The following is a 12,127-nucleotide window of genomic DNA, read 5'->3' as shown; positions in this document are numbered from 1 at the left end:
GCAGGGTGCGCTTTACTATATTTACTAATTTAATAAAATGCTTAGACCACTTAGACCACCCGGACCAGGCCAATGCCTATGAGGGTCAAGTGCTATAAAAAGCATAGCACTTGCTTGACCCATGCCCGGACCACCCGGACCGCAAACCGCTTTTTTGGCTCAGTCGAATAACTGAACGCTGGTGGCTGCTGTGAACGCTGCCCGCAGTACGGGCAGCGGTGGGAACGCGTCCCGCCACTCCCGCACAATGCCCACACGCGCCCGCACCTTGCGCACACCGTCAGGCCCGGCCCATTCACTGAGCTTGCGGGCTACGGTAGGCCACTCGGTATGCGAGCGGGTACGGCCGGCGGCGCTCTGCTCATAGGACATGCGCAGCGCAGCCCGGTCCACCTCGGTTTCGCCGCCGTCGTTGAGATAAATCACGCGATCCATGCCATCACGGTAGCGAATAGCGCCTTCTGTCAGGCACTGGTGCCACCACGCAGTGGCGGGCACACGTAGCGCGGTCTGTTCAACCTGTTTGCGCAGGGCCTCGCCCTTGGGTATCTGGCGCGGATTGAAGCCGGTCAGGTTCACGCCTTGCAGGTAGTGCAGCAACGCAGCAGGCCCCGGCCCTTCAGCCCATGCGTGATAGCGCCCCCAGAACTCCAAATTACCCCGCAGGGCTTCGCCCACTTCAAGCACCACGGCGCGGCGCTCGTCGTTCGTGGCCTGCCACACATATTCATGATTGGTCAGCATCACATAGGCGCAGCGGTTGACCCCTTGGACCGGGTCCATGCCTTTTTGTTCGTACTGCATGGTCTTGGCAGTCACGCGGGACTTGATGCGGTCAGCCTGCCGGGGGTCTTGAATGAACACGGCTTCGTCCAGCACGGCGAACGACAAAGTCATTAAGTGCCAGGTAAACCGGCCCGCGATCAGTTCGGGGTCGTCGGCCAGCATCGCATGGCGGCCAAACAGCAAAATCAGCGGGTCAAACAGCGAGTTCTTGCCCGTGCCTTTGGCGCCCTTGAAAATCAGGAGGGTGTCAGGCACGCCCCCGGGGTTCTGAATTTTCCACGCCAGCCAGCGCAGCACGTAAACGCGTTCGGACTCCTTGGGAACCAAGGCCGCCAGCACTTCAAGCCACAGCGTCACATCGCCCACCACGGGTGCTACAGCGAATCCTTGCCACAGGTTGAGAATATCGGAGGGCAGCGCTTCACCCGGTGCGTACACCAACCCGGCATATTGCCTGCGGCCCGGGTGGGCCAGCCACGCATCAGCCAATGCGCGCGGTTTCTCGTTGGGCTTTGCAACCGGGGGAAAACGCCCGTTCAGCATCTGTCGGAATGCAGCCACGTCCAGGAACCCCAGCCCCAGCACCACGCCACGCCCAGTCATGCTCGGGGTGTGAAAATCCACAATCACCAGCTTGGAGCCGTGGCGCACCAGTGCAAAGCGGTGGTTCAGTTCAACCACCCATTCCGCCACAGCATCAGGCTCCAAGACAGCCACGCTGCCCGGCGGGGTCACATCGACAACAGTGCCAAGCTGCACGGCTGGGTTTTTGATCTTGCCGCGCAGCTCGCAGGAATCGCAAGGTCCGCCGGCCCCGTAGGCGGTGCCCCATGCGTCGCAGCCCGGCGGGCCGCCGGTCAGGCTGTCGAGCTTTTCATCAGTACCTGCTTTGTCGTAGTCAGCATGCCTGCAACTGATTTCATGGGCGAACTCGCGCCCCTCAATGGACAGGGCAGCCGTTCGTAACGCCAGTACCCACACCGGATAGGGCGTGTCCTGACCGTTCCGGTCTGCGGCCTTGCGCATCGCCCCGCACTTTTCGGCCGCCCTTAAGTAGCTGAACTCTTTGTGTGGGGGCAGCACGTCACCATTAACTGACAGGTCGTATTTCCTGCCCGGTCGCAAGGCGCTAACGTCGGGTGCTGTGTCTGTCCCGGGCTCATGCCCGGTCACGCGGTCCCAGTCTTCCTGGGTGTAGGGCTCGTCCTTCCATCGGTAGGCCAGCACCTCTACGCCCGTTTTCTGGTGGAGTGAACCCGGCGCGCGCATGATTCGCGCCGCGTCCGTGGTGCATTGGGCATCGATCTTGAAGCCGTGCGTTGCTGCCAGGACTACCAGCGTTTTAGCCCGGGGCAGCCACTCAGCCGCGGATATAGGCTCACTCAGCACGTAATGAAGGTGAACGCCCCCACTGCCGGTAAGTACAAGGTAGTTCGGCACCAGCCCGGGCACCGCACGCCCAAAGGCCGCAACCGCAAGCATTACCGATTTTGCATCGGCGTAGCCCCCGGCCTCGCCGCCCGGCTTGTTGAACTTTTCCGAACTGCCTTCAATGGCAACCCAGAAACCGCGCAAGGCCACCACGTTTGCCACCGCCCGGCCTTTGAAGCGCGAAACCTCGCCCGGTTTGAACGCGGCCATTGTCATATAAGCGGGCTTGCGGTCTTTGGCCTTTTCCGCTGCCCACGGGCCATGGTCAACGCCTCGTGTATTCAACAGGTGGTCACAAGGCTGGCCGTTCGCACCTAGGAATACTAGCCCTTGCACGCCTCCCGGGTGGTTGTCCGCGATACCCCGAAAAAACTCTGCGGGCGTTATAAGCACTGGCCCTTTGCGCTTCGCTGGCAGTAGTACCACAGCGTCCAAAGTTTCGGCGGCATCGGGATCGGGCTTGTTTGTGCCCGGTTCGTTGTGTAAACTCATATGTGTTACTTTCTTGCCCCGCCCTCATCGGTGGGGCTTTTTTTGTTGGGGGTCAGGACTTGGGGCCGGATGTCGGAGGGGCTGAACGCAGTGCGCTATTCAGTGAGTTACGCAGCTTGCTGGTGCGCTCCCGCAGGCGTTCATTTACTGACAGGGCAGCGGTTACCAACTTGGCGCAATCTGACGCGCTCAATGTGGCATTGGGGGTGCTGGCTTTGTCGATCAGGTCGGGCAGTTTGCGCAACTGTTCATCACTTTGAAGTTCTGCATCTTCTGCTCGGTCGATCTCGGTTTTGAGCATTTCGGGGCTCATGCTGGCACTCCCAGCATTTGCCGCAATGACGCTACGGGCCATGCCAGACGGCCATTGATGCGAATAGGGCGAAGTGGGCCATCCTCAAAACAGGCCCAGCCCCGCAAGGTCTGTGGGCGGCGGTTCAGGTAGTACGCAGCGGCGGCGGTGTCTACTGCGGGGCGTGTCACGGATTCCAGTGGGGGGAACTCGGTTGCGTGGATTCGGGTATTCATGCTGCCACCCCCGCATGTGCAGCGATCCAGCCCGTAGGATCAGCCATCCACGCATAAACATCACTGGCGCGCCAGCGTGTGTAGCGCGTGCCAATACGGATAGGCTGTGGAAACCGGTTATTGGTGGTCTGTATGTGGACCCAAGTGCGGCGCGCGCTGATAATCGCGCAAACGTCTTTGACCGAAATTAGTTGCTCGGTTGCCGGAAAAGTGGGGGGTGTTGCTTGGGTGATAGGCATAGGCCGACTCCGTTTTATAAACGTTTAGTCGGACTTCTTTCACCCACTCAAGCCAGTTCGCGCGCTGGCAGGGAGACAGTAAGACAGAAACTCGGTGTTCGTGCGCTACTCCAAGACCTGTCCCCTGTTGCGTCAGGGGGGTATCGGCTACGCATGTGAGTTAGCCAAATATTACCTTATGTTTATTTAACACCGCAAGTGTTATTCTAAAAATGTTTGTGTTTATGCCCTTTTCCCCAATGGCTGCGCAGGTGCACATTCGTACCGTTACTTTGGGGGCCGGGGGCGACCCCGCTGATTTGTCATGCGGTCACTACGCGCAGCTTGCCCGGCTCCACATCAGCCACGAATTGAACCCCGGCCTGTTCCAAAATCCACGCTTCAATCTTTTCATGGTGTACGCGTAGCAGGTCAAGCGGGCGCACCGTGTAATGCTTTTCAGCCGTCGCGCTGGGTTTGTGTCCCATCACTTGCGCCACCACCCCGGCGGGCACCTCAAGCCACTCTGTCAGGCTTTTGAACGAACGGCGCAACCCGTGAAGGGTCAGCCCCTCGATACCGGCCACGGCGCACGCTTCGCCGTGCTGCTTGCGGGGGATGGTCAGCACGCCACCGGCAGCCGTGAGACTGGAAAACACCCATTCATTGCGGCGGGGCAGGGCGTGCAGCAGGTGCGAGACATACGGCGTCAACGGGATAACGCGCTCGCCTTCCACCTTGTCCCGGATGGTCAGGCCGCGCCATTTAGTATTGATTTCATCCCAGCGCAGCGCCAGCACTTCGCCCGGCCTTGCACCGGTCAGCAGCAGGGTTTGCAGGTAGGCGGCAATCACCGGGTTCTGCACTTGGCGCACGGCGTCAAACCAGACGGTTAACTGTTCCCGCATGAGTGCGTCCTGCTTGATACCGGCCCGGCCCAATGCTTCGCGGGTCTTTTTGGTTTTGGCTGGGTTCACGCTTGGCAGAACGGGCGCGTATTGGGGCTGTTCAGCGCACCACCCTAGAAACGCCTTCAGGCAGCGCCACGCCAGCCGGGCAGGGGTTGGGCGCGTCTTTGTCTCACGGGCGGCCCATGCCTCGATTACTGGCGCGGTCAGGTCACGCAAGGGCAGCGCCAGCAGGCAATGCAGCGGCCCGGCAATGGTCACGCCACGGCCACGGGTTCCACGCTTGGAAACTTCGCCCCCGGCCTTACTCAGTGTTTCATGGTCTTGATAGTGGCGCTCGCCCCATTGCGGGCGTCTAGCTTCAAGGTAGGCGCTCCAGACTTCGCCCACTGTCACAGCATGGGCAGCGGCGGCGCTTGCCTTCACGGCCTTGTCTGCCTGTTGCTGGCGCTCTACCTCTCGCGGGTCTATGCCACCGTCCAACGTCACGCGCAGGCGGTTTGCCTCATTGCGGGCAGCTTCAATGCTCCAGGCCCGAACGTCGCCAATGGTGCGGCGGATGGTTTGCCGGTTCAGCTTGGCTTCAAAGACGAACGACTTGGCACCGGCAGCCGTCACACGCACACGCAGGCCAGGCGCTTTGCTGTCACGCATGAAAGCTTGCAGTTTGTCAGCCGGGCAGGTCAGGCGCTCAATGGCCCCGGCGGTCAGTTCGCACGCTTGCGCCAGGTCGGGCGCGTCTGCTTTCTTCGGTCTTGCCATCGTTCAGCCCCGTTTCCATGTAGCCACTATGTAGCCAGAATCCGGCTCATGTAGCCAGCATGTAGCCACTTTTGCCCCATTTAGGGGAATATGAATCAACACTCAAACACCGAAAAAGCGCTATAAGTTGTTGATTTGTATTGAGTATAGCAACATGAATCAACGGTAACGAATATTTATTAGTTCGGACTCTTAATCCGTAGGTCGCGAGTTCGAATCTCGCAGAACCCACCAGCTTTAAGCAGATAAGTGCTTGATTTCAAAGGCCTCCATGCGGAGGCCTTTGTCGTTTCTGGCTTTGGAGGCGGTTTTGATAGCGCTGATTGGAATGCCATCGTCGCCAGCTCAAGGGTTCATGTGCGTTTTTTTCGGCTCGCATGCTCCTGGAATGCGAGCGGCGCAAAAAGCCATACCCCAAGCGCAGACCGAGTTGCCTTGTGCCAGCCCCTTTTTGTGCGTGCCGTGCGTGCGCCGATGGTTTCAGTCGCCGCCATCGCGCCGCGTTGCACTGCACTTCGTGTCGTTGGCCGGAAAAAGGCTAAACAACCGGATCTGTACGTCTCATCTACAACTTTGGAGATTAAAGACGACACGATTCAAGCAATTCTGGATTTTATTTTGCCGCACAGCTTTGCCGGCGCAGCTACCAGTTTGTCTGGCGACCCCGGTCGAGGGAGGTGTGCATGTCTAAGGCGGCCAAACCCTTTGCGTATCGGGGCAAATGGCGCATTCAGGTCACGCCGAAAAATGGCAAACGACCTGTCGGCAACTTCCTCAAGCACGCCAATGCCCTGCAGTGGGCAGCTGACACGCTTTCCAAAGACAACTGCGCGCACCGATCAGGTGTTCTGCTGAAACATCACCTATTTGCCTACCCAGGTGCGCGGCCAGAACCTGTACCTGTACCTGTACCTGTACCTGTTTGAAGACCTGTTTAGCCGCAAGATCGTTGGCTGACAGGTGTTCGATTGCGAAAGTGCCGCACTGGCGTGTCAGTTGCTGACCGGCATCTGCATGCGCCATGGCATTGCGCCGGGCCGGCTGACGGTGCATTCGGACAATGGCGCGCCCATGAGGGGCGAAACGAAGTTGGTGACCATGCAGCGTCTGAGCGTGGCCCACACCCGCAGCCGACCGGCCGTGAGCAATGACAACCCTTATGTCGAGAACCCTGAAGTACTGTCCCCAGCTGCCTGTCAAGCCGTTTGAAACCTGCTGGCCGCGCGGCGTTGGGTCACGGACCTGGCGCACTGGTACAACCACGAGCATCGCCACAGCGCCATCGGCTTCGTGACACCGGCTCAGCGCCATGCCGGCCTGGACCAGGCTCTTCTGGACGCGCGCGCCGAAGTTTACAAAAAAGCGCGTCAGGCCAATCCGCAGCGCTAGTCAGGGCAACCTCGCCAGTGGGCGCATGTCGAGGTCGTTCACCTCAACCCGGAACCCCCACACATCAAGGAGTCTCAACACACGCAAAAAACAGCCTGACTCACTTCACTTTAGGCGACAACTTCCTTGACGGCCACCGTTGCTGCGCCAGGACTTTACAATGGTGGGGTAGTCAGCACCCCATTTGTCATCGAAATTCTGCAGCCGTATTTGGGCCTTGTCTGTTGTGGCCGCAGCATAGATGATTTTCAAGTCCGCATCGTTCTACTTGCGCAGTTCCACGCTGACATAGTTCAGGCTGTGGCGCACCATGTGCACGATGCACATCTGCACTGCCATCTTGGGATGCACCGTTTCGATAGCTTCAAGGAAACCCTTCAAACCAGTCACGCAGGCAATAAAGATGACTTCACGAGCCGCTTCTTGAGTTCGGCCAGCACCTGCAGCCAGAACTTGGCATCCTCAGTCTGAGCGATTCACAGGCCCACCAATTCCTTCTCACCGGTCATGCTGATGCCCAATGTCAGATAAACGGCCTCGGCCCGCACAGCGCCTGCATCGCGGGTTTTGACGTGAATTCAGTCTAGGTAAACGATGGGTTGCAGCGCATCCAGCGGGTGGGCCTGCCAATCCTTAGTATCGTCCATGACGGTATCGCTGTCCGAGTAAATCAGGGTCGGGGAAACCTCAGGTCCATACATTTCTTGCAAGTGACCTTGAATCTCGCGTAACGTCATGCCTGGGCGTACAGGGGCAGTATCTTTTCATCAAAGCCGGACCAGTGGGTTTGGTGTTTAGTGACGATTTTCGTCTTGAGGGTGCCGTGGCGGTTGTTCGGGATTTCAATAGAAAACTCGCCAAAGTCGCCTTTGAGGGTCTTGTTGTTTTTTGTCGTTGCGGGTGATGCTCGCAGAGTTGGCAACACTGTCATTCTTGGCGTTGCCCAGATGTTTTGCCACCACAGCTTAAGTAGGCCATTCTCACCAATGAGTTTTTCAGGTTTCTTGTAGTTTGCCCGCAGGCTTTCGATCAGTTCGCTCGTGACGGTCATTTTTAAGCAATTCTTTTGAACTGCATCAGTTTCCTGTCAATTGACCATTTACACAAAAGTTTTTAGATCCCCGAACAGAGCGTCGTGCATTACCCGTTGCACGCCGTCGCCTTCCTCGACCGAGAGGAAGAAAATTTCCCCGGATAGAGCAACCAAGTGGCACAATACTTAGTGTTTCTGAAGGTCCTTCCTTGCCACAGTCGCATCCGCTAATCGGTTCAGCCGTGTTGCGGAAGGTTAATCAACCAAGCTTTAACCAGCTAATGTTTCCCTAAGGGAAACGGAGGTCAGCGGATATGAGTTCAAACTCGCAGTCACCTGCGTCTTTATACACAGCCTATGAAGGCAATACCTATCTTTTCGGCGGCAATGCGCCTTATGTCGAAGAGATGTATGAAAATTACCTTGCCAATCCCGGGAGCGTGACAGATAGCTGGCGCGAATATTTCGATGCCCTTCAGCATGTAGCCGCAACCGACGGAAGCAACGCCAAGGACGTTCCCCATTTGCCGGTCGTCAATGCTTTTTCCGAGCGTGCCAAGCAAGGGCAAACCAAGGTGGTGGTTGCCAGCGGTGCAGACTCTGAAATGGGCCGCAAGCGCACTTCCGTTCAGCAGTTGATTGCCGCGTACCGCAATGTCGGTGCACGCTGGGCTGATCTTGACCCTCTCAAGCGTGCCGAGCGAGACAACATTCCTGAACTGGACCCAGCCTTTTACGGTTTCACCGATGCCGACCAGGAGATTGTGTTCAACACCAGCAACACATTCTTTGGCAAGGAAACCATGAGCCTTCGCGAATTGCTCAACGCATTACGCGAAACCTATTGCGGCACGATAGGCGCCGAATACATGTATGCCACCGACCAGAACCAGAAGCGCTGGTGGCAGCAAAAGCTTGAAAGTATTCGCAGCAAACCCAATTTATCCAAGGAAAAGAAGCTTCATCTTCTGGACCGTCTCTCGGCAGCTGAAGGTCTTGAACGCTTTTTGCATACCAAGTACGTGGGCCAGAAGCGTTTCTCGCTCGAAGGCGGCGAAAGCTTCATTGCCAGCATGGACGAGTTGATCCAGCGCGGCGGCGAAATCGGCGTGCAGGAAATCGTGATTGGCATGGCGCACCGGGGTCGCCTGAATGTGCTGGTCAATTCACTGGGAAAAGTTCCGGCCAACCTGTTTGCCGAGTTCGACCATACAGCACCAGAAGACCTGCCCAGCGGTGACGTGAAATATCACCAGGGTTTCAGTTCCGACGTGACGACGCCTGGCGGTCCGGTTCACCTGTCGCTGGCATTCAATCCGTCGCACCTTGAAATCGTGAATCCGGTAGTAGAAGGTTCTGTTCGTGCCCGCATGGATCGCCGCGACGATCCCAAAGGCCTGCAGGTTTTACCCGTGCTGGTACATGGCGATGCGGCGTTTGCCGGACAGGGCGTGGTCATGGAAACACTGGCACTGGCTGAAACCCGTGGTTATTCCACAGGCGGCACGGTCCACCTGGTCATCAACAACCAGATCGGTTTTACCACCAGCGATCCGCGTGACAGCCGTTCCACTCTGTATTGCACCGACGTTGTCAAGATGATCGAAGCGCCTGTGCTGCACGTCAATGGAGATGACCCGGAGGCCGTGGTGCTGGCCACCCAACTGGCGCTTGAATTCCGCATGGAATTCCAGAAGGATGTCGTGGTTGACATCATCTGCTTCCGGAAACTGGGCCACAACGAGCAGGACACTCCTGCGCTGACCCAGCCGCTGATGTACAAAAAGATTGCCCAGCACCCCGGTACCCGCCGCCTTTACGCCGACAAGCTGACGGCGCAAGGCTTTGGCGAAACGCTGGGCGATGACATGGTCAAGGCCACGCGCGCCGCGCTTGACGCCGGCAAGAGCACGTTTGACCCGGTCCTCACCAACTTCAAGAGCAAGTACGCAGTGGACTGGAGTCCGTACGTTGGCAAGAAGTGGACCGATGCGGGCGACACGGCCATTCCGATGGCCGAGTGGAAACGCCTGGCTACGAGAATCACGACCATTCCTGACACCGTCACGCCGCACAATCTGGTCAAGAAAGTGTATGACGACCGCGCTGCCATGGGGCGTGGCGACATTCCGGTCGACTGGGGCATGGGCGAGCATATGGCTTTTGCATCCCTGGTGGCCAGCGGTTATCCGGTGCGCCTGTCAGGCGAGGATTGTGGACGAGGAACTTTCACGCACCGCCATTCCGTGATTCACGACCAGAGTCGTGAAAAATGGGATACCGGCACGTACGTGCCACTGCAAAACGTGGCCGACAACCAGGCTCCGTTTGTTGTCATCGACTCGATCCTGTCGGAAGAAGCCGTGCTGGCTTTTGAGTACGGCTATGCGTCCAACGACCCAAGCACCATGGTGATCTGGGAAGCCCAGTTCGGCGATTTTGCCAATGGCGCTCAAGTCGTGATTGACCAGTTCATTGCCTCCGGCGAAGTCAAATGGGGCCGTGTCAACGGCATTACCTTGATGCTGCCGCACGGTTACGAGGGCCAGGGTCCGGAGCACAGCTCGGCGCGTCTTGAACGTTTCATGCAATTGTCGGCCGATGCCAACATGCAGGTAGTCCAGCCGACGACCGCCAGCCAGATTTTCCATGTGTTGCGCCGCCAGATGGTGCGCAACCTGCGCAAGCCGCTGATCATCATGACGCCGAAATCGCTGCTGCGTAACAAGGACGCGACCTCTCCGCTGTCCGAGTTCACCAAGGGTGCTTTCCAGACGGTCATTCCTGAAAACAAGGAAGAAGTCATCAAACGGGCCGACAAGGTCAAGCGCGTCATTGCCTGCTCGGGCAAGGTGTATTACGACCTGGTCAAGAAGCGCGCGGAAAAAGGGTTTGACGATGCTGTGATCCTGCGTGTGGAGCAGCTGTATCCTTTCCCGCACAAGGCTTTTGCTGCCGAGTTGAAAAAGTACCCCAATGCCACCGACGTCGTATGGTGCCAGGATGAGCCGCAAAATCAGGGCGCCTGGTTCTTTGTGCAGCACTACATTCATGAGAATATGCTTGACGGCCAAAAGCTGGGCTATTCGGGACGCGCTGCGTCGGCTTCTCCAGCTGTCGGTTATTCGCATCTACATCAGGAACAGCAAAAGGCGCTGGTGGACGGCGCATTTTCCAAGTTGAAGGGTTTTATCCTGACCAAATAAGGGTCAAGCTATTTCCTCAAATACAAGAAAACACTTGAAAGAATCAAAATGGCAATCGTAGAAGTTAAAGTTCCCCAACTGTCCGAGTCTGTGGCCGAAGCCACCATGCTGCAATGGAAAAAAAAGGTCGGCGACGCAATCGCGATTGACGAAATCCTGATTGAAATTGAAACCGACAAGGTGGTCCTTGAAGTTCCTGCACCCTCAGCCGGCGTGCTGCTCGAACTGGTAGTCGCCGATGGCGGCACGGTGGTGTCGGACCAGGTGATTGCAAGAATCGATACCGAAGGCAAGGCCGGTGCAACGGCGCCTGCCGCTGCCGCACCAGCTACGGCAACAGCATCGGCGGCTGCACCAGTTCCAGTTGCAACGGGTGGCTCCATGGCAGGCGTTCCCATGCCTTCCGCTGCCAAGTTGATGGCGGACAACAGCCTGGCTGCAGGCAGTGTTCCCGGAACCGGCAAGGATGGGCGTGTCACCAAAGGGGATGTTCTGGGTGCTACCGCTGCCGGTGCTACTAAATCAGTAGCTGCTAGCGCAATACCGACGGGCGTACCAGCCACTTCCTTGCCTAAAGTGGCATCGCCAGTAAAAGCAGCCGACCTGGGCGACCGTCCCGAGCAGCGAGTCCCCATGAGCCGCCTGCGCGCCCGGATTGCCGAGCGCCTGTTGCAGTCGCAATCGACCAATGCCATCTTGACGACCTTCAATGAAGTCAACATGGCGCCAGTGATGGAAATGCGCAAGAAGTTCCAGGACGCCTTCAGCAAGGAGCATGGCGTCAAGATCGGCTTCATGAGCTTCTTCGTCAAGGCTGCGGTGCATGCGCTCAAGAAGTTCCCGCTGATCAACGCATCGGTCGATGGCAATGACATTGTTTACCATGGCTACTTTGACATTGGGATTGCCGTCGGTTCGCCGCGTGGCTTGGTGGTTCCCATCCTGCGCAATGCAGATCAGATGAGCTTCGCCGAAATCGAGAAAAAAATTGCCGAGTTTGGTCAAAAGGCCAAAGACGGCAAGCTGGGCATTGAAGAAATGACCGGCGGCACTTTCTCCATTTCCAATGGGGGCACTTTTGGCTCCATGCTTTCCACACCGATCATCAACCCGCCGCAGTCTGCCATTTTGGGTGTGCACGCCACCAAGGACCGTGCAGTTGTCGAAAATGGCCAGATCGTGGTTCGACCGATGAATTACCTCGCCTTGAGCTACGACCACCGCATCATTGACGGCCGTGAGGCTGTGCTGGGCTTGGTCGCGATGAAAGAGGCGCTGGAAGATCCAGCCCGTCTGCTGTTCGATATCTAAACCCTGTTGGGGCAGGGCAACAGCCCTGTGGCTGCATGTCCCTGCCCCCTATTTTCTGGAAAA

The 12,127-nt window shown here is 57.6% G+C and carries 8 protein-coding genes and 1 pseudogene; 3 read left to right on the top strand and 6 right to left on the bottom strand.

Annotation, left to right across the window (positions count from 1 at the left end):
- Nucleotides 1-159: 159 nt before the first annotated feature.
- The 5 genes from GZ092_RS18875 to GZ092_RS18860 all read right to left on the bottom strand — a co-directional run bounded on the left by GZ092_RS18875 (nt 160) and on the right by GZ092_RS18860 (nt 5,125).
- Entirely contained in the window at nt 160-2,709 is a 2,550-nt protein-coding gene (locus GZ092_RS18875; protein ID WP_293638639.1) for a DUF5906 domain-containing protein, read from the bottom strand.
- Nucleotides 2,710-2,761: 52 nt separating this feature from the next.
- A complete protein-coding gene (locus tag GZ092_RS18870; RefSeq protein ID WP_293638638.1) occupies nt 2,762-3,022 on the bottom strand; it encodes a hypothetical protein in 261 nt (86 codons plus the stop codon).
- On the bottom strand, nt 3,019-3,237 hold the full coding sequence (locus tag GZ092_RS18865) for a hypothetical protein (protein ID WP_293638637.1): 219 nt from the start codon (nt 3,235-3,237) through the stop codon (nt 3,019-3,021). The genes GZ092_RS18870 and GZ092_RS18865 overlap by 4 nt, the downstream gene beginning before the upstream one ends.
- Entirely contained in the window at nt 3,234-3,476 is a 243-nt protein-coding gene (locus GZ092_RS21265; protein ID WP_363254636.1) for an AlpA family phage regulatory protein, read from the bottom strand. The genes GZ092_RS18865 and GZ092_RS21265 overlap by 4 nt, the downstream gene beginning before the upstream one ends.
- 302 nt (nt 3,477-3,778) lie before the next feature.
- Nucleotides 3,779-5,125, bottom strand: coding sequence for an integrase family protein (locus tag GZ092_RS18860; protein WP_293638636.1), 1,347 nt, complete (start codon nt 5,123-5,125; stop codon nt 3,779-3,781).
- Between the two features lie 249 nt (nt 5,126-5,374).
- On the opposite strand from GZ092_RS18860, the gene GZ092_RS18855 reads away from it, so the two are divergent.
- Nucleotides 5,375-5,980, top strand: a complete 606-nt coding sequence (locus tag GZ092_RS18855) for a hypothetical protein (protein WP_293638635.1) — start codon at nt 5,375-5,377, stop codon at nt 5,978-5,980.
- Nucleotides 5,981-6,652: 672 nt separating this feature from the next.
- Here GZ092_RS18855 and GZ092_RS18850 read toward each other — a convergent pair.
- A pseudogene (locus tag GZ092_RS18850) lies at nt 6,653-7,565 on the bottom strand (IS256 family transposase); the annotation flags it as partial.
- A 296-nt stretch (nt 7,566-7,861) separates the two neighbouring features.
- Between GZ092_RS18850 and GZ092_RS18845 the strand changes: the two are divergent.
- Together GZ092_RS18845 and odhB are read left to right on the top strand one after the other, a co-directional pair.
- A complete protein-coding gene (locus tag GZ092_RS18845; protein ID WP_293638633.1) occupies nt 7,862-10,753 on the top strand; it encodes a 2-oxoglutarate dehydrogenase E1 component in 2,892 nt (963 codons plus the stop codon).
- Nucleotides 10,754-10,801: 48 nt separating this feature from the next.
- Nucleotides 10,802-12,064, top strand: coding sequence for a 2-oxoglutarate dehydrogenase complex dihydrolipoyllysine-residue succinyltransferase (odhB, locus tag GZ092_RS18840; protein ID WP_293638632.1), 1,263 nt, complete (start codon nt 10,802-10,804; stop codon nt 12,062-12,064).
- Nucleotides 12,065-12,127 lie beyond the last annotated feature (63 nt).

The sequence above is a fragment of the Polaromonas sp. genome, assembly GCF_010365105.1.
Classification (GTDB): Bacteria; Pseudomonadota; Gammaproteobacteria; order Burkholderiales; family Burkholderiaceae_C; genus Polaromonas.
Note: the sequence above shows the minus strand (reverse complement) of the source record. Positions and strands in the feature narration are given on the sequence as shown.

Coding starts and splice junctions, on each gene's coding strand:
- GZ092_RS18865 (WP_293638637.1), bottom strand. CDS start 3,237: ATGAATACCCGAATCCACGCAACCGAGTTCCCCCCACTGGAATCCGTG.
- odhB (WP_293638632.1), top strand. CDS start 10,802: ATGGCAATCGTAGAAGTTAAAGTTCCCCAACTGTCCGAGTCTGTGGCC.
- GZ092_RS18870 (WP_293638638.1), bottom strand. CDS start 3,022: ATGAGCCCCGAAATGCTCAAAACCGAGATCGACCGAGCAGAAGATGCA.
- GZ092_RS18875 (WP_293638639.1), bottom strand. CDS start 2,709: ATGAGTTTACACAACGAACCGGGCACAAACAAGCCCGATCCCGATGCC.
- GZ092_RS21265 (WP_363254636.1), bottom strand. CDS start 3,476: ATGCCTATCACCCAAGCAACACCCCCCACTTTTCCGGCAACCGAGCAA.
- GZ092_RS18845 (WP_293638633.1), top strand. CDS start 7,862: ATGAGTTCAAACTCGCAGTCACCTGCGTCTTTATACACAGCCTATGAA.
- GZ092_RS18860 (WP_293638636.1), bottom strand. CDS start 5,125: ATGGCAAGACCGAAGAAAGCAGACGCGCCCGACCTGGCGCAAGCGTGC.